This is a genomic window from Pseudomonas sp. ATCC PTA-122608 (assembly GCF_001952855.1).
GTDB lineage: Bacteria > Pseudomonadota > Gammaproteobacteria > Pseudomonadales > Pseudomonadaceae > Aquipseudomonas.
Window position 1 is genome coordinate 73,578 of sequence record NZ_LPNO01000017.1, and the last position, 18,046, is coordinate 91,623.

The window sequence follows — 18,046 nt, forward strand, 5'->3', positions numbered from 1 at the left end:
GCGAAGGTCGTTAACGATAACGCTGGGAACCTGACACCCAACTGCGCTCTCTGGTTTTTCGCGAGCAAGCTCGCTCCTACAGGATTTGGGGTTGGATGCGGAACCCGAAGCGTGGGAAGTGCACATGCACGCTGCCGCCGCGTTCGTCGGTGCGCCGCAGAATCAGCTCTTCACTCCCGGTAAACAGCAGTTCCCCGGCCACCGGATCAACGCCGTAATCGGTCGCAGAGATAGTCACCTGCTGGCCCGCCTTGAAGCCGTTCGGGTCGACGAATAACTCTTCAGGCAAGGCGGCCGGTGCCGCGTTGCGGGCCACCTCCAACGCCTGTTCCGAACTCATGTCGCTGGAGGTGCCATGGCCAAAACCGAACACCCGGCCCAGCCAGGCCGAAACGGCCGGATAAGCGTCCACCAACGGCGCCGTCACCGGCGTGGCCTTGAGGAACCAGAGTGGATGGGCCAGGGAGAAGTCGGCAATCGACGGCTCGCCAAACAGGAAATCCCCCGATTCGCGCTGCAACTGTTGCTCCAGCCGCGCCATGATCGCCGGCCATTGGTGGCGTGCCAGTTCCGCCGGGATGCGGGTCGCTGAACCACCGCTGAACAAGGCAGTGCGGTCAGCGATGAACGCCTTGATCGCTTCCGGCGGCAGCTTGGCGAAACGCACGGCCACCGACTCCGGCTGAAACACCAGGCTGACGGCATGGGCGAACACCACCGAGTCGGCCCAGGCGGCGAAGGTGCGGGTGATCGCTTCCTGGCCGAGCGGGAACAGTGCCGGCGTGGATTTCTCCTGCTCAAAGCGCCGGGCAATCAACGCGGTATCGCAATAGATGTCCGCGCCCACCTGCAAAACCGGCGTCTTGCGATAGCCGCCGGTGAGCGCGGTCAGGTCAGGCTTGGGCATCACTGGCGAGATGTGCACCGAGCGCCAGGACAAGCCTTTGAAGCCCAGCAGCAGGCGCGCTTTTTCGGCGAACGGGGATGTCGGGTAATGGTGAAGAATCAACTCGGACATGCTGGACTCCGCTAAACAAGTGGATGCTCAGCTTAGCGCGCCCAACCGCTGATTGGCGTGATGGGAACCCATCAGTCAGCGTGATGGGCCTGTAGCCGCCAGGCATTCCTTGGCGCTTTTCTTGAGTTTCTTGATCAGCCGTTCCTGGCGCAGCGCCTCGCCCTTGCTCGCACACGCTTCGGTATACACCAGCTCCACGGCGGGGCTTGAGAGAAAAAACCGTGCACCTTTGCCGCTCTGGTGCATGGCGAAGCGGCGCACCGGGTCGTTGCTGATCCCGCAATAGAGCGAGCCATTGGCGGCACGTACCAGGTAGACAAACCACGGTTTGGCTTCGACAGGCACACATTCAGAAGCGCTATTCACAATCCGTTCCGACACCACAAGAGAAGAACACGCATCTTATCAATGCCTCCACGTCCTGTGGCGAGGGGGCTTGTCCCCCGTTAGGCCGCGAAGCGGCCATAAATCAGCAATCGCGGTATTTCTGAAAGACCTCAATTGTCTTTCTGGGGCTGCTTCGCAGCCCAACGGGGGACAAGCCCCCTCGCCACAGGTCAAGCCCCCTCGCCACGGGCCTGGAACGCTTTGAGCCCTTTCAAGGCCTGGGCGCGTACGGCGTTTCTCACCAGCGGCGTCCAGCCCAGCAACAGCCCTTTGGTGCCCAACGCCTGGCGCGACCAGCGCCACAGGTCAAAGTGGTCGTGATGCTCGCAGATCTTGCCGTCACGAAACACAAAGCGCGCCCGGATATCGTTGACCACGGTGTTGCCGGTGGCGCTGAACAGGTAGGTCGCTACCCAATGGGCGCTGCCGGTGATTTCATCGCTGCGCACACTGTCGAAGGTCAGGGAAAAGTCCTTGGCCCGGGTGGTCAGCATGCGCCACATGTCGCCGGCATCACGGCCACGCAGCTCGCCGAACGCCGGGTCGCTGAACACCACGTCGTCGGTGTAGCAGGCGCTCATCGCCTCGGCATCCAGGCGCTGGAAGGCGCTGTAGAACTCGGTGATCAGGGCGTTATGGGCGTCGCTCATGGGCAGGTTCCACAAAAGGGGTTGGGATGGCCGGTACGATAATCCCCAAGGCCCGGGAACACTACTGGCATCAACGCCAGGAATATCTCACCCCACAGGTTTCAGGGAACCATTCCGCTGCTGCGAGCATAGGCGAACAAGTCGACATCGGTGGAGATGCACAGCCGATTCATCGCGGTGCTCTTCTGCTTGCTGATGGTCGATATGCTGCGATTGACCCGGGCGGCAATCTGGCTGACCGTCATCCCGCTGGCCAGCATCCGCACCACTTCCCGCTCCTTGCCGGACAGTTGCGGGGTTTGTGACTGGTCACCCGTGCCGGCCTGAACCAGCTGCGCCCGCAAGCACTCACTGACAAAGGTCTTGCCCTCACTGACCACCTTGATCGCCGTGGGCAGCTCACGGGCGGAGGCGCTCTTGGCGACAATGGCTTTGGCGCCCTCGGCGAACGAGGCGCGCAGCGTTGCGATATTGGCAAACATCGTCACCAGGATGACCGGTAACCCGGGATACTGGCGCCGCAACAAACCCAGTAGTACATAGCCGTCTGCCTGCTGCCCGCCCGGCATGGCGAAATCCGTCACCAGCACGTCGCAGGGAGTGCTGCCCAGTACCCTTAGCAGCTCATCGGGCCCATTGGCCTCCCCAACTACTTTGCACTTGCCGTTGGCCTCGATAACCACCTTTTGCCCTATACGCACAATAGGATGATCGTCAGCAATTATTACGCGAAGCATATAAACCCATGAGTGATGGCAAAATGATCTTCGCAAAATAACCCCGTAAGCCCTGTGCAACAACTGCCCACCGGAGAGCGGTTTTTACTTGAGCCCCGTGTTATTAAGTAGATGATTTTTTGCCCACAATAAAAAAGGAAACAACTTACAAACTAACACTACTCAAATAAGTAACACCTCCTACAAGATCGCTGGAAGTGTCATAAATCTGTCAAATAGCGCAGATACACCATCAGGTCCTGGTCGAACTGTTTCAGCGCCCGCCAGTTGCGCCGAATGCCTTGATCACGCACCTGCTCGATCAGTCGCGCAGCCCGGCGATCAAGGTCTGTGCTGCCAAAAAATGCCAGGCTTCCCGTCAGGCGGTGCAGGCAATCGATCATCGCGTGGCGGTCGAGGATACGGCAGGCATTCACCAGGCCTGCGTAATCTGCCTCGGCCTCCAGCACCAGGGTGCCTAACATCTGGTTCAGCACCTGTTCATCACCAAATGTCTTGACCAGCTCGGCGCGGGTGGGCCACGCCGCCCCAGGGAGTGAGCCGGAGCGCGGGCTCGCACATGCGCCCAGCGGCTTAGGCAGCCACTGCTCGAGCACCTCGCGCAATTGCTCCAGGGTCAGCGGCTTGAGCAGCCAGGCATCCATGCCGGCTTCCAGGCATCGCCGGGCATCATCTGTTGAGAGCTTGGCGGTCAAGGCAATGATTGGCACACGCGGGCGATTGTGCGCGGCCTCGCGACGCCTGATCTCGCGGGTCATGCTGTAGCCGTCCAGCAGCGGCATGCGGCAATCGCTGATCACCAGATCGAAATGCCGAATGGCGATGGCCGTCAACGCGGCCTGTCCGTTGCACACCAACTCGTGATCGACTTCGAATTTTTGCAGGAACCAGCCCATGAGGGCGCGGTAGGCCTGATGGTCCTCGACGATCAGTACGCTCAAATGCTTCCAATGAGCAGGGGGACTGCGCCATGGCACCGTTTGCTGCTTTGGGCCGTCGTCAGCAAATACGCTTGGCGTCATGGCCACCTCGATATCGGTGCCGACTTACCAGGTTTATCGGCTGACCCTGGCAGGTCGTCAGTTGAGGGCGCGCACAGCGGGAATTTTCAACCCACCTAAGTGGCGCCCATTACCGATTCAAACTACCCATATGAGTGTCATGTTTACGATACAAGAACTACGAAAAAGGCAGTTTTTCCTACACCACAGTACGCCAATTCCCACTTGACGTATGTCAGCCCGAACACAACTGGATTGTCGTAATTCTTGTATTTCCCCTCCTCCCCACCAGCGCTAAATTGCGCCCCACCCCAAGAGGGCAACCCCGCCACTTCACCTGGCGGTCACACATCGACACTGACTGAACCCGAACCGCGCCAGCCTTTATTCGCTGGGTCGCTGCGGTGAGTCGCATCCGTCAGTTACCACACCGAGACAACACAACATGAACAAGCACCTGATTGCACTGACCGGCGCGCTGTTGATCACTGGCACTTCATCGGTTTTTGCCGCCAGCACCGTCGACCTCACCGTCAAGGGCATCATTACGCCGAATGCCTGTAACCCGACCCTGTCCAGCGGCGGCATCATCGACCACGGCAAGATGTCGGCCAAGGATCTGAACACCGACAAGATCACCCCGCTCCCGCAGCAAACGCTGCAACTGATCGTGAACTGCGATGCAGCGACTCCCTTCGCCCTGAAGGCCACCGACAACCGACGTGAGTCGGGAACAGGTAGTTACTTCGGCCTCGGCACCAACAATGGCAAATCCCTGGGCGCCTACAGCCTGAACATGATTGCCCCGGTGGCCGACAACGAGACCGTGCAAGCCATTGCGTCGTTCGATGGCGGTACCACCTGGGAGCGTTACACCAGCTTTGAAGACCAACTGATGCTCTCCGTGTCCACAGTAGGCGACACCACCCCACGCCCGACCGAAGAGCTGATCACCGACATCCAGTACAGCGGCTACATCAACCGCACCGACGGCCTGGACCTGAGCGGACAAGTCGACATCGACGGCTCGGCCACCATTGAAGTGGTTTACCTGTAAACACTCCCCACCCGCTCTTGAAAATGCATAGGTCAAACAGCTGATGAATTCCTCGCCCGTTGTCTTTCTCGCCACCCTGCTGCTTGTCCCGGCCGTATTCGCCGCCAGCAGTACCGACCTCGCCGTCAAGGGCACCATCACGCCCAATGCCTGCGACCCCACGATCTCCGGTGGAGGTGTAGTGGATTACGGAAAGATGACGGCCAAGGATTTATCCGCTGACAAACCCACCTCGCTGCCGCGCCAGACACTGCAACTGCGCATCGAGTGCAACCACGAGACGCTGCTGGCGTTCAGCACCATCGATAACCGCGCCGGAACTGCAGCGATCAACGAGAACTGGCACGGCTTGGGCATGACGCCCGACGACGAAAAACTGGGCAGTACCGGGTTCGGTCTCTACAACGCCGTGGCCGACGGCGTCCCCGCCAAGACACTGGTCTCAGGCGATGGTGGCGTCACCTGGCACCCTTCGGTATTCCTCGGCCACACGTCCCTTACCGCCATCGGCGCTGCCGGCAACAGCCTGGTACCGATTGCCGTGACCCGGTTCACCGCCGACCTGAGTCTGTACACCATGATCGACAGTGCCGACCGCCTGACTGTACTGGATGAGATCCCTCTGGACGGCCACGCCACCTTGCAAATGAAGTACCTGTAATCCACGTCATCCGGATTCAATCCAAAGGAACCTTGCAGCCATGAACAACACGCTTAACGCCTTGATCGCCACGCTACTGCTGGGCACTTGCGCGCAAGCTCTCGCAGCATCCACGGTAGACCTCACCATCACCGGGACAATCACCCCCAATGCCTGTACGCCGAGCCTGTCTGGAAGCGGAGTGGTCGACTACGGCAAGCTGTCGGCCAAGGACCTGAACCTGACCACACAGACCCCCTTGCCGATGACCACCTTGCAGATGGTTATCGAGTGCGACGGTGCCACGCTGTTTGCAATCAAAGGCACCGACAATCGTGCAGGCTCCGCCTCCGGCCCCTCCGCTCGTACGTACGGCCTGGGGTTGATCAACAACGACCAGAAGCTGGGCAATTACATGGTTGCACTGGCAAACCCCGTCACCGAGGCCGGCGCGACTCAAGTTCTGGAATCGATCGACAACGGCGCCACATGGCGAGACGGGTCCACCGGAATCCCCCCGTCTTCGCTAGCAGCCTTTGGTGATCGCTCATCGGGCGTCTGGCTACCGATCCCGATCGCCAAGGTGACCACTGACGTGAATATCTGGGGTTTTATCGCCCGCGCCGACAGCCTGGACTTGAGCGACGAACATAAAATCGACGGCTCCGCCACGTTCGAAGTCAAGTACCTGTAACCCAAGCCATGGACGTGCATCACGGCGACGTCGCATCCAGGCGACGTCGCCCTTCATACCGACCGCACTGAAGACCGAATGATGAACAAACACCTACGCCTTTTCGCGACGCTGTTATTGCTCAACACCGGCTCCACAGTATTCGCCGACACCGCCACCGACATGACCGTCTCGGGCCTGGTCACTCCCAGTTCCTGCACTGCCACCCTGTCCGGCAACGGTGTGATCGACCACGGCAAGATCGCCGCCCATGGCCTGAACCCAGGCACGCCCACCGCCCTACCTACTCAATGGCTGGACCTGGAAATCCACTGCACTGCCCCCATGCTGTTTGCCTTGGTGGGCATCGATGATCGAGCAGACTCATCACCTGCGCCCGGCACTGCGTTTGGCTTGGGCAAGAACACCCACGCTCCCGACGAGCACCTGGGCTCGGTCTCGCTGGCGTTCGAAAATGCCCTGGCCGACACCCAGCCGATGCAATCAATGGCCTCGACCAACCAGGGCGCCACCTGGACCGCGCAAGAGGCGATTCACCCCAGGGCCTTGATGGCTTTTTCCCGGCCAGGTCGCCCGCTGCCCGAACACATCGTGGAACTGACCACCCGCATCCGCGCCAACACCGTTATCAACCCGGCACACCGTTTGACCCTCAAACACGAGGTGCCGCTCGATGGCTCATTGGTCCTGGATTTGCGTTACCTGTAACCGCCCTGCACTCAATCAGGATGCACCTCATGAAAACGTACTCAACCTTATGCCGGATCCTCGGCAGCCTCGGCGCTCTTGCCTGGCTGTTGAGCACCCAGGCCCGGGCCGATGGCATGGTGCCCGACACCTCGGTGGTGATTGTCTATGAAGAAGAAGGTGAAGCGTCGGTGTCGGTGACCAACACCGACAACAAGCTCGCGCTGCTGCACGTCACCCTCGAAGACCTGCCCGAAGACCTCGAGCCGCTGCTGTTTGTGACCCCTCCCCTGGCGCGGGTCGAAGCGGATAAAAGCCAGCTGGTGCGGTTTATCCTGCAGAACCAGAAACCCCTGCAAACCCAGCGCCTGAAACGGGTGATCTTCGAAGGCATGCCCAAGGACCGCACGCCTGCCGAGGCCGGGCATGCACGAGTAGGCGTGACGGTACGCCAGAACCTGCCGGTGATTCTTCATCCCAAGGGCTTGGCGCCAAATCGCACCCCGTGGAAGGGCCTGACCTGGTCCCTGGACAATGGCCAGTTACGGGTATTGAACGACAGCAAATACGTGGTGCGCATGGCGCAGGAACTGCAATTGTTGCCGGGCAATGACAAGGCCGTACTGCCTCGAACCTACATCCTGCCTGGTGAAACCCTGAGCGTGCCGGCTCCGGACAAGGTCGCCACCTCGGTACGCATGCAACCGGCGACGGTTTATGGCTTTGCGGTGGCGGCATTCGAAGCGCCGATCAATACCGCTACCCAACGCTGAAACCACCACGCACCTATAACGAAGTGACTGCCCAGACCGTCACCGGGAAGACCGCCTGCACAGGCCATCTTCCATAACCCGAGTGCCTTCTCGTGAACACAGTAACTCCCGACCGTGACGGCAAAGCCGTGGGCGGTTTTTCTCCACACCTGCGTCCCAGACAATTGGCCTGGATCGCCCTGAAACCAGCGTTGGTCCTATTGTTTACGTCCTCGTGGGCCGAGGCTGCGCCCGCCGGACAATCCTTTGACCCGCAAACTCTGCAGCAGCGAGGCATCGACCCTGAACTGGCGTACTTGCTGCTGGATGCGCCGCGTTATACCAGCGGCGTTCATGCCGTGAGCCTGAACGTCAATGGTCAACGGCGCGGCCGGGTGGATGTGCGCTTCGACAGCCAGGGCACGCTGTGCTTCGATCGGCCATTGCTGGACACCGCGAACCTGGTGGTGCCTGCACCGCTGGCAAGCACGGGCTGCCATGACTTTCTTGGCGAATACCCGCAAACCGTCATCGAACAAGACCCAGCAAGCCTCAGCGTTTCATTATTAGTACCCACCGAGGCATTGCGCCCGCGAAAACGCGAGCTGTCTGGCTACCAAACGGGTGGTTTTGCCGGCCTGCTCAACTACGACGTGACCGGGCTCTACAACCGCTACGGTGACGACAGCAGCCGTTTCGGTTCGGCCAATACGGAAGTCGGCTTTAACGCCGGCGACTGGATCGTGCGCAGCCGCCAAGTGCAAACCTGGCAAGAACAGCGCTCGCGTACCACCCACCTGGAAGCCTACGCCCAGCGCACCTTTGCTGCGCAGCAGGCGGTGTTGCAGGCCGGGCAAGTGACGCTCTACAACCCGGTGCTGTCCACTGCTCAGATCACCGGGGTTCAAGTGTTCACCGAACAGGCCCTGCAGGATCAGGCACAAGGCGCGACCATCGCCGGCATCGCCAACAGCCCGGCCCAGGTTGAGGTTCGGCAGAACGGCGCGTTGATTCATTCAACCGTCGTGCCTGCGGGGCCGTTCTCACTGACGGATGTGCGGCGCCTGAATACGCGCTCGGATGTCGAGGTAACCGTCAAGGAAAGCACCGGCGAACAGCGCCGGTTCACGGTGCCCGCCGCGATGCTCGGCAGCGGGCTGGCGGCTCCGGGTTACTCGGTAGGCGCCGGGCGTGTGCGCAATATCGGCCAAACTGAAGGTGACGATCCATGGGTGGTCAGTGCCGGGTGGAGCGGCGCGTTGAACCCGCTGGTCAGCGTGGGTGCCGGCGCCTTGATGGCGGAGGATTACCGCTCCACCGGCGCCAGCCTGGGCTGGTTGCCGTGGGCGGACGGCCAACTGCAACTGGCCGCTCAACTGGCCGACGCCAGCGGCCGGGAAAACGTGCGTGGGCTACAGACCGACCTGTCGTTGTCCCAACGCCTGGGCCAGCAATGGTCGATCACCGCGGGTACCTCCCACCGCACGCCGGGTTACCGCGAGTTGGAAGACACTGCCTATGACTACCGTGAGGACGACAACGGTCGGCGCTCGCGCTACCGCGACCAGCAAAGCCTGTCCCTGGGATGGGCGCACCCGTGGCTCGGCGCATTCAACGCGGGAGTTTCACGCACCAGCACCTTCAACGGCGATAACAGTAGCCGGGCCCTGGCCTCCTGGGGCACCAGTGTACGGGGCGTGTCGGTGTCGGCCAGTGCGGAATGGCAAGTCAGCGGCCGTCAAAATGACGACAACGCGGTGTACCTGACCCTCAGCGTGCCCCTGGGAGAAACCCGCAGGGGCCGGACCTGGATGCGTAATTCCGGGGGTGAACACCGCATCGGCGTGGGCTTGAGTGAACAGGTCAACGACCAACTGAGTTACCGGGTCAGCGCCGAACATGACAGCCGCGACCAGCAAGTGGAGTCCACGCTGGGAGTGTCCTATCTGCCGCGCTACAGCCAGCTCGACCTCAACTACAGCCGCTCCGACGCCGAGCGCTCGAGTTACCAGGGCGGTGCCCGTGGCGCCATCGTCGCCCACGGCGACGGCCTGACCTTTTCACCTTATCCGGTACGCGACACCTTCGCACTGGTATCGGTGGGGGACATGGCCGGGATCAAGCTCAGCACACCCAGTGGCCCGGTGTGGACCGACGGGCTGGGCCAGGCGGTGGTCTCGCAAGTAGCCGCCTACGGGCGTAGCGCAGTGGAGGTGCAAACCCGTTCGCTGCCGCGCAATGCCGACATCAGCAATGGTCTGGCGGTCATTTCCGCTGGGCGAGGCGCCGTGGACAGGGTTGAGTTCGGCGTGGCCGTTACCCGCCGGGCATTGTTGACAGTTACTACGCCACAGGGGCAACCACTGCCGCGTGGAGCCACGGTGAGCACGGCCGATGGCGAGTTTGTAACGCTGGTGCAGGAAGGCAGCCAAGTGTTCCTGCCCAACGTATCGGATCCGCGCCGCCTGTGGGTCAAGGGCCTCGGCATCAAGCGCTGTGAACTGCACTTCAGCCTGGAACAAAAAACCGATCCCCAAGTGTATTTCGAGACCGTTGCGGCTCAGTGCCTGACGCCATGAGGAACCTGCGATGAAGCACTTACCACGTATCTGCGTGCTGGCCCTGCTTGGCTCCCACCAGGCCCAGGCACTGGCGGACGATTGCCAGTTGTCCCTGAGCGAGTCACACCTGGACTTCGGCCTGATGAACCGGGTCATCCACAGTCCTGCCAGCCGTGAAATCCAGTTGGGGGAGCGGTACCTGAGCCTGAATCTCAACTGCGCACAGCCCGCGGACATGAGCATTTTTTACCGAGCACTGGCCGCCGTCGGCAGCGAACGTTTTCGTTTCAGTGACCGTGGCAGCTATGCCGTGCAGGCAAGCGATGGCGTGCTCGACGGGCAGGCGGTGGAGTTGGGTTTGATCTCCGGCCCGGGGCAACCACCTGGCACCCGCGCCACCCTGCTGGACTGGCTCGCGGACCAGGCGATCGCGCCGTTACGCGACGGCTTGCCGGCTCGTGGCAGCAGCTTTTCGGTACAACTGCGGGTCAGTGCCTGGGCGTTGGGAGATGCCACCCAAGTGCGCGACGCCGTGACCTGGGAAGCTTCCGGATTGTTTGACGCGGTGGCCACCGGCCGCGCACGGGAGATGACCCTGAACGCCCATTTCGCCCCGGCGGCCTGCGAAATCAACCTGTCCAACGGCGGCGTAATCGACTATGGCCGCATGTGGGCCAAAAGCCTGAATGCCGACCGCGACACGGCGCTGGCTTCCCGCAACCTGACCCTGGGCATTGGCTGTGACGGCCCCACGCAATTCGCCCTGCTGATGCACGACAACCGCAAAGGCTCCGCCACGGGCGGCACCGACGAGACAGCCTACGGCCTGGGCGTGGACAACAGCCGCAACAAGATCGGCCGCTACTTTCTGTATTTCGACCCTTTCGATATGCAGGCCGATACCCTGCCCACCCTCTATCGCACCGACTCCACCACTGGCGGTGTGGCCTGGAGCAGTTCCAACGCGTACCCGATCCCCATTGGCCAAAACAGCTGGCTGGGCTTCACCGACATCCCGGGCAGCCACACGGGGCCTTCGGCCATCACCCATTTGAGTGGCCAAGTGAGTGTCAGGGCGATTCTGGCGCCCACCAATAACCTGGACCTGAGCACCGACGTACTGCTCGACGGCTCAGGCACGATCGAAATCAAATACCTCTAGAGGACTTTTCCATGAAGCGCTTCCTGATTCCGCTCGCGACAGTATCGACACTGGGTTTGAGCACCGTGGCACTGGGTGCCTCCACCATCAACCTGACCGTCGAGGGCTTGCTCTCCCCGACCGCCTGCACACCGCTGCTATCGAGTAATGGCCTGATCGACTACGGCAAGATTTCCCAGAAAGACTTGAACCTTGATCGCGGCACCCGCCTGCCGATCCAGTACCTGGACGTGACCGTCGACTGCAACGGCAACAGTCGCTTTGCCCTGCGCATGCGCGATAACCGAGACGGCACGGCGAACGTCAACAGCGAGATTTTCTACGGCCTGGGCCTGGATAAAAGTGGCAACAAGATCGGGCTCTATTCCCTGAGCTTCGACCCGACGCAAACCGAGGCCAGCCCTTTGCTGGAAGTCTATGGCACCGAATCCACCACTGGCGGATTGGCCTGGCGCAGCGCCAACAGCAACCCGATTGATATCGGCGCGCGCAGCTACCTGGGGTTTACTGATCAAGCCGGGAGCACCACAGGGCCGGCGGCCATCAAGTTTCTCAGCAGTCGGGTGAAGATTGAGACGGTGATCGCCGCCAAGCAGAACCTGGACCTGAGCAGCGAGATCACCATGGATGGCTCCAGTACCCTGGAGGTCATCTACCTCTAGATTTTTCACTGGTGACGCCGACATACAGGGCACGCCCTGCGCCCAGGCCGGCAATGATCGCGCCCAGGCCGATCACCGCGAAAATCCAGCCGGTGGCGTTCCAGCCGCCTGTCCAGTCATGCACCAGCCCTACCGCGAACGGCCCCATGGACGCCAGGGTATAGCCGATACCCTGGGCCATGCTCGACAGGTTGGCGGCCACATGGGAGTCCCGTGAACGCAGCACGATCAAGGTCAGCGCCAGGCTGAACGTGCCGCCCTGGCCCAGGCCCAGCAGAATCGCCCAGCCCCACAAACCGTCCAGCGGTGCATAGAGGCAACCGAACAGCCCACCCAGCGTCAGCACCATCACCACCACAATGGCCAGGCGCTGGTCCTTGCCGCGGGTAGCCAGCCAGGGAGCAGCCAGGGAACTGGCCAACTGCACAATCACCGAACCAGAAAGTACCAGGCCCGCCTGGGTCGCGGTCAGGCCACGGCCGATCAGGATCGACGGCAACCAGCCAAACACGATGTAGGCCAGTGACGATTGCAGGCCCATGTACAAGGTCACCTGCCAGGCCAGCGGGTCACGCAGCAGACCTTTCACCCGATAGGCAACCTGGTGGGCGCCGTGCTTCTGGCCGACTTGTGGCAGCCAGAACAGCGCCGCGACCAGCGCAGGGAGAATCCAGAAACCCAGGCCGATATTCCAGCTGTCGCCGAAGTAATGGCTGAGCGGCACCGTGGCGCCGGCCGCCAGCGCGGCGCCCAGGCACAACGCCATGGTGTACACGCCGGTCATGGTGCCGGCCTGTTTGGCGAAGTCGCGTTTGACGATACCGGGCAACAGCACACCGATGATGCCGATGCTCGCGCCCGCCAGCAGGCTGCCGGCGAACAGCCCGGCTTCACCGAATGAACTGCGCAGGATGATCCCGCAGGCCAGGGTCAGCAGAATCCCCAGCACCACGCGCTCGGCGCCAAAGCGCCGGGCCAGGATCGGAGCCAGCGGCGCGAACAGGCCCAGGCACAACACCGGCAGCGTCGTCAGCAACCCGGCCTTGGCGGCCGAGAGACCCAGGCTATGGGAAACCTCAGCGAGCAGCGGCGCCATGCTCGACAGCGCCGGGCGCAGGTTCAACGCCACCAGGATCAGGCCCAGCAGCAACAGCCACGGGCGGCTCACCACCGGCGGGCTGTGCTGGACTTCATCGTCATCGGCTTCGGCGTCGATCAGCAGTTCTTCAAGGGCGTTTTCTGAACGGGACATGGGGATCTCGGATTCAAGGTTCATTGATCAACTGCCGGGAAAGCGCCTTGGCACGTTCCGGGTCCTGTTGTTCCACGGCATCGAGCAAGGCGCCGTGCAGGTCGAACACCGCTTGCCTGCGCGGCTGGATGTTCAGGGTCTGGCGCAGTTGCGCGCCGACGATGCTGGAAAAGTACTGGTAAAGCTCGCTCAAGGCCGGGTTGTGAGCCGCATCCACCAGACGTTTGTGGAACACCAGGTCGCAGCTGATGTAGTGCTCAAGATCACCGTGGTAATGGTCGCCGCTGGATTTCAGTGCCGCGCGCAAGGCGATCAGGTCTTCATCGGTGCGGCGCAAGGCAGCCAGGCCAATGGCCTCGACTTCAAGAATCTGCCGCGTCTCCTGGGCCTGGACCAGGGTGCAATGGGACAAGGCTTTCATCGCGCCCAACGGGTCGGTCATGGAACGCAAATAGCTGCCGTCGCCCTGGCGGATCTCGATCAATCCGGAGAACGCCAATACGCGCATGGCTTCGCGCACAGTGTTACGGCTGATCCCCAACTCTGCAGACAACTCGGGCTCGGTGGGCAGGCGTTCGCCGATGGCCCACACGCCTTGGGTGATGCGCTGGCGCAACTGTTCGAGGGCTTGGTCGACCAGGGAGCGTTTGATCAGAGGAGCGATGTCTGTCATGGGTTTCGTCCTTTCATCCAATCATAGGATGAATTTTCCTACAGCCTATTCGGAGTTGCCTACAAAGGCAACGCACTAGGGTTCTTGAGGAGGAAAAGGAGCAGTATTTTCGATTGGTAAAATTACCCTCAGAGGGTAATTATTGGACTCAGGTGTCTTATGGAAAAGTACACACCTCATTACGATTTGGCGGTGATAAAGGCGGATGTCAGGCGGCTTGGAAAGCAAGCATTTACTCAAAGCGCACGCCGTTGCGGCGAGGATCTTGATTTAAGCATCGAACAAATGCAGGCGGTCATTTTCGAGTTGAAAAACACGATGTTGTACAAGTCGATGACCACTCATGACGACCATCGAGTTTGGCAAGATGTGTATCACATTCACTCACATGATCTGGAGATCTACATCAAGGTGACCTACCGCACGGATGGTAAACCTCCGGTGATCTCCTTCAAGGAGAAAAACCCATGAAAACAGAGCAATGCTTCAGCTGCGGCAGGCATGACGGAATGCATCACTTCTCAGGACGTAGCGAAACATCGGAAGTCAAAGGTTTGCATCGCCGTATAGACGATCTGTCTGGATGGGAGTGCCAGGCATGTGGAGAGGTGATCCTGGACCCCGAAGACGCGGAACGCTATTCAGACCACTGCGATGAAATAGTCCACAGTTTCAGGCAAATGGTCGGCACCGAGATGAAGCGCATACGCCGCAAACTGCACCTTTCACAAAAAGAAACGGTACAACTGCTATCGGGTGGCGGCCACAACGCCTTATCTCGTTACGAGCGCGGTGAGGTATTGCCCCCCAAGTCCCTGGTAGTCCTGATGCGTTTGCTTGAGCGTCACCCCCACTTGCTGGTCGAAGCAAAAATCCTGAGTGAAGGCGCAGATCTTCGTAACTCCGTGCATACGGTACATAAAGAACACGAGACCCTGACCACAACTTGATTGAGGGCAAAAATAAACCCGGCACCAGGCCGGGTTTATTGTTTCAAGCATTACCCATGGATCAATGCAGAATCTGGCTCAAGAACAACTTGGTCCGATCATTCTGCGGGTTGTCGAAGAAGTCATTCGGCGCCGCCTGTTCAACGATCTCGCCCTTGTCCATAAAGATCACACGGTTGGCCACGGTGCGCGCAAAGCCCATTTCGTGGGTTACGCAGAGCATGGTCATGCCGTCTTCCGCCAGGCCGATCATGGTGTCCAGCACCTCTTTCACCATCTCTGGATCGAGTGCCGAGGTCGGCTCATCGAACAACATGATTTTCGGCTTCATGCACAACGCACGGGCAATCGCCACGCGCTGTTGCTGACCGCCGGAAAGTTGGCCCGGAAACTTGTGGGCCTGCTCCGGAATACGCACGCGCTCCAGGTAGTGCATGGCAATTTCTTCAGCCTTGCGCTTGGGCATCTTGCGGACCCACATCGGTGCCAGCGTGCAGTTCTGCAGGATGGTCAGGTGCGGGAACAGATTGAAGTGCTGGAACACCATGCCGACTTCACGGCGGATCGCTTCGATCTGCTTGAGGTCATTGGTCAGTTCCACACCATCGACCACGATGCGGCCCTGCTGGTGCTCTTCCAGACGGTTGAGGCAGCGGATGGTGGTGGACTTGCCGGAACCCGACGGGCCGCACAGCACGATACGCTCGCCCTGCTTGACGTTCAGGTTGATGTCTTTCAACACGTGGAACTGGCCGTACCACTTGTTGACGCCCTGCATCTGAATAATGCCTTCAGGGCTCACAGGCTGTTTGATCGCTTCACTCATCACAAAACTCCTAACGCTTGTGGCCTGTGTCCAGCTTGTGTTCCAAATGAATGGAATAGCGGGACATACCAAAACAGAAAATCCAGAACACCAGGGCGGCGAACACGTAGCCTTCAGTGGCCATGCCCAACCATTTCGGGTCGGCGGCGGCTTGCTTGACGCTGTTGAGCAGGTCGAACAGGCCGATGATGATCACAAGGCTGGTGTCCTTGAACAACGCGATAAACGTGTTGACGATGCCCGGGATCACCATCTTCAGCGCCTGGGGCAAAATCACCAGGCCCATGCTGCGCCAGTAACCCAGGCCCATCGCGGCGGCGGCTTCGTACTGCCCCTTGGGAATCGCCTGCAAACCACCGCGCACCACTTCGGCCACGTAGGCCGACTGGAACAGGATCACGCCGATCAAGGCCCGCAGCAGTTTGTCGATGCCCATGCCTTCCGGCAGGAACAACGGCAACATCACCGACGACATGAACAACACCGTGATCAACGGCACACCGCGCCAGAACTCGATGAAGGTCACGCACACCACACGAATCGCCGGCATGTTCGAACGCCGACCCAGCGCCAGCACAATTCCCAGCGGCAAGGCCCCGGCAATGCCGACGGTAGCGATCACCAGGGTCAGCATCAAGCCGCCCCATTGGCTGGTGGCCACGTTGGTCATGCCGAAGATCCCGCCGTGGAGCAGGAAGTAGGCAACGATCGGGTACACCACCAAAAAGCTCAGGCCGTAGACCGCCTTGCGGGTGAAGCGCGAGATGAACAACGGCGCCACGCCAACGATGGCCAGCCACACGGTCAGGTCCACGCGCCAGCGCAGGTCGCCGGGGTAGTAGCCGTACATGAACTGCCCGAAACGCTGTTGGATAAACACCCAGCAGGCGCCTTCCTTGGTGCAGTCGGCGCGGGTAGTGCCCACCCAGTTGGCATCGAAGATCGCCCAGCTGAGGATCGGCGGCACTATCAGGTAGATCAGGTAGAACGCCAGCAACGTCAGCAGGGTGTTGAGCCAGCTGGAAAACAGGTTGGCACGCATCCACGCCATCGGCCCGAAGACCTTGTTGGGTGGTGGCATGTCAGGTTTGAAAATATGAGAAGTCATGCTGGTTTCCTCACCGCTCGATCAGCGCAATGCGCTTGTTGTACCAGTTCATCAGCAGGGAAATGCTGATGCTGATCGCCAGGTACACGCTCATGGTGATGGCAATGACTTCGATGGCCTGGCCGGTCTGGTTGAGCACCGTGCCGGCAAACAGCGAAACCATTTCCGGGTAACCGATACCGGCGGCCAGTGACGAGTTTTTCGCCAGGTTGAGGTATTGGCTGGTCAGCGGCGGGATGATCACGCGCAGGGCTTGCGGGATGATCACTTTGCGCAGGGTCGGACCGTTGCGCAGTCCGAGGGAGCGCGCCGCTTCGGTCTGGCCGTGGCTGACGGACTTGATGCCCGAACGCACGATCTCGGCGATGAACGCCGCGGTGTACACGGTCAAGGCCAGGGTCAGCGCCAGCAACTCGGGAATCAACACCCAGCCGCCAACAAAGTTGAAGCCTTGCAGCTTCGGCATTTCCCAGTGCAGCGGCGCGCCGAAAACCAGTGCGCACAGTGCCGGGATCACCACCAACAGTGCCAGGCCGACCCAGAATTTATGGAACGGAACACCGGTGGCTTCAAAGCGTTTGTTGGCCCAACGGGTCATCATTACTATGGCGATAATCGCCACTACAACGCTGATCACAAACGGCCAGAAGCCGTCCGCCGCCAACGCGGCAGGCATGTTCAGGCCACGGCTGCTGACGAAGAAGGTGTCGCCGAAGTTGTGGCTGTTACGCGGCCCCGGCATCGTCAGGAATACCGCGAAGTACCAGAACAGGATTTGCAGCAGCGGCGGAATGTTGCGGAACACTTCCACATACACGGTCGCCAGCTTGTTGATCATCCAGTTGGGCGACAAGCGCGCCACGCCGATGATGAACCCGAGGATGGTCGCCAGGACCACACCGATCACGGTCACCAGCAAGGTGTTGAGCAGACCGATCACAAAGACCCGGGCATAGCTGTCCGATTCGGTGTAGTCGATCAGGTGCTGAGCGATGCCGAAGCCGGCACTGCGCTCAAGAAAGTCGAAACCCGAGGTAATGCCCCGGTGTTGAAGGTTAGTTTGCGTGTTGTTGAACAGGTACCAGCCCAACGAGACCACCGCCACAATCGTGATGATCTGGAATAGCCACGCACGCACTTTTGGATCACTGAAGCTGAGCTTCTGTTTTGGTGCGCCGATTTGATTTTGCATTAAGTGCCCCAGGAATAATGGAACAGAACATCACCCG

At 60.5% G+C, this 18,046-nt stretch carries 20 protein-coding genes; 10 read left to right on the top strand and 10 right to left on the bottom strand.

The features are described from left to right. Window positions 1-76: 76 nt before the first annotated feature. From AU074_RS16835 to AU074_RS16855, 5 genes are all read right to left on the bottom strand, one after another. The gene (locus tag AU074_RS16835) at window positions 77-1,018 is read right to left on the bottom strand and encodes a glutathione S-transferase family protein (protein WP_076015668.1); all 942 of its coding nucleotides are present in this window, start codon (window positions 1,016-1,018) and stop codon (window positions 77-79) included. 75 nt (window positions 1,019-1,093) lie between these two features. Next, window positions 1,094-1,384, bottom strand: coding sequence for a GIY-YIG nuclease family protein (locus AU074_RS16840; protein WP_256576921.1), 291 nt, complete (start codon window positions 1,382-1,384; stop codon window positions 1,094-1,096). A 191-nt stretch (window positions 1,385-1,575) separates the two neighbouring features. Beyond that, on the bottom strand, window positions 1,576-2,055 hold the full coding sequence (locus tag AU074_RS16845) for a nuclear transport factor 2 family protein (protein ID WP_076015670.1): 480 nt from the start codon (window positions 2,053-2,055) through the stop codon (window positions 1,576-1,578). Between the two features lie 101 nt (window positions 2,056-2,156). Then, complete coding sequence (locus tag AU074_RS16850; RefSeq protein ID WP_076015671.1) at window positions 2,157-2,792, bottom strand: response regulator transcription factor; 636 nt, start codon at window positions 2,790-2,792, stop codon at window positions 2,157-2,159. A gap of 200 nt (window positions 2,793-2,992) precedes the next feature. Then, entirely contained in the window at window positions 2,993-3,814 is an 822-nt protein-coding gene (locus AU074_RS16855; RefSeq protein WP_076015672.1) for a response regulator, read from the bottom strand. 424 nt (window positions 3,815-4,238) lie between these two features. On the opposite strand from AU074_RS16855, the gene AU074_RS16860 reads away from it, so the two are divergent. The 8 genes from AU074_RS16860 to AU074_RS16895 all read left to right on the top strand — a co-directional run bounded on the left by AU074_RS16860 (window position 4,239) and on the right by AU074_RS16895 (window position 12,008). Continuing rightward, complete coding sequence (locus tag AU074_RS16860; RefSeq protein WP_076015673.1) at window positions 4,239-4,850, top strand: DUF1120 domain-containing protein; 612 nt, start codon at window positions 4,239-4,241, stop codon at window positions 4,848-4,850. A 43-nt stretch (window positions 4,851-4,893) separates the two neighbouring features. Further along, complete coding sequence (locus tag AU074_RS16865) at window positions 4,894-5,511, top strand: DUF1120 domain-containing protein (RefSeq protein ID WP_076015674.1); 618 nt, start codon at window positions 4,894-4,896, stop codon at window positions 5,509-5,511. Between the two features lie 40 nt (window positions 5,512-5,551). Next, complete coding sequence (locus AU074_RS16870) at window positions 5,552-6,184, top strand: DUF1120 domain-containing protein (protein WP_076015675.1); 633 nt, start codon at window positions 5,552-5,554, stop codon at window positions 6,182-6,184. 81 nt (window positions 6,185-6,265) lie between these two features. After that, window positions 6,266-6,892, top strand: coding sequence for a DUF1120 domain-containing protein (locus AU074_RS16875; RefSeq protein ID WP_256576922.1), 627 nt, complete (start codon window positions 6,266-6,268; stop codon window positions 6,890-6,892). Window positions 6,893-6,921: 29 nt separating this feature from the next. After that, window positions 6,922-7,644: a fimbria/pilus chaperone family protein gene (locus tag AU074_RS16880; RefSeq protein WP_076015677.1), complete on the top strand. Its 723-nt coding sequence runs from the start codon at window positions 6,922-6,924 to the stop codon at window positions 7,642-7,644. 92 nt (window positions 7,645-7,736) lie between these two features. Beyond that, the gene (locus tag AU074_RS16885; protein WP_076015678.1) at window positions 7,737-10,202 is read left to right on the top strand and encodes a fimbria/pilus outer membrane usher protein; all 2,466 of its coding nucleotides are present in this window, start codon (window positions 7,737-7,739) and stop codon (window positions 10,200-10,202) included. A gap of 10 nt (window positions 10,203-10,212) precedes the next feature. Further along, window positions 10,213-11,346, top strand: a complete 1,134-nt coding sequence (locus AU074_RS16890; protein ID WP_076015679.1) for a DUF1120 domain-containing protein — start codon at window positions 10,213-10,215, stop codon at window positions 11,344-11,346. Between the two features lie 11 nt (window positions 11,347-11,357). Next, a complete protein-coding gene (locus tag AU074_RS16895; RefSeq protein WP_076015680.1) occupies window positions 11,358-12,008 on the top strand; it encodes a DUF1120 domain-containing protein in 651 nt (216 codons plus the stop codon). Here the strand turns inward: AU074_RS16895 and AU074_RS16900 are convergent. Continuing rightward, complete coding sequence (locus AU074_RS16900; protein ID WP_076015681.1) at window positions 11,995-13,284, bottom strand: CynX/NimT family MFS transporter; 1,290 nt, start codon at window positions 13,282-13,284, stop codon at window positions 11,995-11,997. The genes AU074_RS16895 and AU074_RS16900 overlap by 14 nt on opposite strands. Next, window positions 13,274-13,933, bottom strand: coding sequence for a FadR/GntR family transcriptional regulator (locus AU074_RS16905; RefSeq protein WP_076015682.1), 660 nt, complete (start codon window positions 13,931-13,933; stop codon window positions 13,274-13,276). Before AU074_RS16905 ends, AU074_RS16900 begins: the two co-directional genes overlap by 11 nt. A 159-nt stretch (window positions 13,934-14,092) precedes the next feature. On the opposite strand from AU074_RS16905, the gene AU074_RS16910 reads away from it, so the two are divergent. Further along, on the top strand, window positions 14,093-14,404 hold the full coding sequence (locus AU074_RS16910; RefSeq protein WP_003216329.1) for a type II toxin-antitoxin system MqsR family toxin: 312 nt from the start codon (window positions 14,093-14,095) through the stop codon (window positions 14,402-14,404). Then, window positions 14,401-14,883: a type II toxin-antitoxin system MqsA family antitoxin gene (locus tag AU074_RS16915; protein WP_003216327.1), complete on the top strand. Its 483-nt coding sequence runs from the start codon at window positions 14,401-14,403 to the stop codon at window positions 14,881-14,883. The genes AU074_RS16910 and AU074_RS16915 overlap by 4 nt, the downstream gene beginning before the upstream one ends. Window positions 14,884-14,944: 61 nt before the next feature. Here the strand turns inward: AU074_RS16915 and AU074_RS16920 are convergent, their stop codons facing one another. The 3 genes from AU074_RS16920 to AU074_RS16930 are packed head-to-tail and all read right to left on the bottom strand — an operon-like array spanning window position 14,945 to window position 18,009. Next, window positions 14,945-15,709, bottom strand: coding sequence for an amino acid ABC transporter ATP-binding protein (locus AU074_RS16920; protein WP_003171943.1), 765 nt, complete (start codon window positions 15,707-15,709; stop codon window positions 14,945-14,947). A gap of 10 nt (window positions 15,710-15,719) precedes the next feature. After that, window positions 15,720-16,817 carry an amino acid ABC transporter permease gene (locus AU074_RS16925; RefSeq protein WP_076015683.1) on the bottom strand — a complete coding sequence of 366 codons (1,098 nt, stop codon included), beginning with the start codon at window positions 16,815-16,817 and terminating at the stop codon, window positions 15,720-15,722. Between the two features lie 10 nt (window positions 16,818-16,827). Next, a complete protein-coding gene (locus AU074_RS16930) occupies window positions 16,828-18,009 on the bottom strand; it encodes an amino acid ABC transporter permease (RefSeq protein WP_076015684.1) in 1,182 nt (393 codons plus the stop codon). Window positions 18,010-18,046 lie beyond the last annotated feature (37 nt).

Coding starts and splice junctions, on each gene's coding strand:
- AU074_RS16845 (WP_076015670.1), bottom strand. CDS start 2,055: ATGAGCGACGCCCATAACGCCCTGATCACCGAGTTCTACAGCGCCTTC.
- AU074_RS16850 (WP_076015671.1), bottom strand. CDS start 2,792: ATGCTTCGCGTAATAATTGCTGACGATCATCCTATTGTGCGTATAGGG.
- AU074_RS16860 (WP_076015673.1), top strand. CDS start 4,239: ATGAACAAGCACCTGATTGCACTGACCGGCGCGCTGTTGATCACTGGC.
- AU074_RS16920 (WP_003171943.1), bottom strand. CDS start 15,709: ATGAGTGAAGCGATCAAACAGCCTGTGAGCCCTGAAGGCATTATTCAG.
- AU074_RS16910 (WP_003216329.1), top strand. CDS start 14,093: ATGGAAAAGTACACACCTCATTACGATTTGGCGGTGATAAAGGCGGAT.
- AU074_RS16865 (WP_076015674.1), top strand. CDS start 4,894: ATGAATTCCTCGCCCGTTGTCTTTCTCGCCACCCTGCTGCTTGTCCCG.
- AU074_RS16905 (WP_076015682.1), bottom strand. CDS start 13,933: ATGACAGACATCGCTCCTCTGATCAAACGCTCCCTGGTCGACCAAGCC.
- AU074_RS16870 (WP_076015675.1), top strand. CDS start 5,552: ATGAACAACACGCTTAACGCCTTGATCGCCACGCTACTGCTGGGCACT.
- AU074_RS16880 (WP_076015677.1), top strand. CDS start 6,922: ATGAAAACGTACTCAACCTTATGCCGGATCCTCGGCAGCCTCGGCGCT.
- AU074_RS16900 (WP_076015681.1), bottom strand. CDS start 13,284: ATGAACCTTGAATCCGAGATCCCCATGTCCCGTTCAGAAAACGCCCTT.
- AU074_RS16915 (WP_003216327.1), top strand. CDS start 14,401: ATGAAAACAGAGCAATGCTTCAGCTGCGGCAGGCATGACGGAATGCAT.
- AU074_RS16855 (WP_076015672.1), bottom strand. CDS start 3,814: ATGACGCCAAGCGTATTTGCTGACGACGGCCCAAAGCAGCAAACGGTG.
- AU074_RS16925 (WP_076015683.1), bottom strand. CDS start 16,817: ATGACTTCTCATATTTTCAAACCTGACATGCCACCACCCAACAAGGTC.
- AU074_RS16835 (WP_076015668.1), bottom strand. CDS start 1,018: ATGTCCGAGTTGATTCTTCACCATTACCCGACATCCCCGTTCGCCGAA.
- AU074_RS16890 (WP_076015679.1), top strand. CDS start 10,213: ATGAAGCACTTACCACGTATCTGCGTGCTGGCCCTGCTTGGCTCCCAC.
- AU074_RS16875 (WP_256576922.1), top strand. CDS start 6,266: ATGAACAAACACCTACGCCTTTTCGCGACGCTGTTATTGCTCAACACC.
- AU074_RS16895 (WP_076015680.1), top strand. CDS start 11,358: ATGAAGCGCTTCCTGATTCCGCTCGCGACAGTATCGACACTGGGTTTG.
- AU074_RS16930 (WP_076015684.1), bottom strand. CDS start 18,009: ATGCAAAATCAAATCGGCGCACCAAAACAGAAGCTCAGCTTCAGTGAT.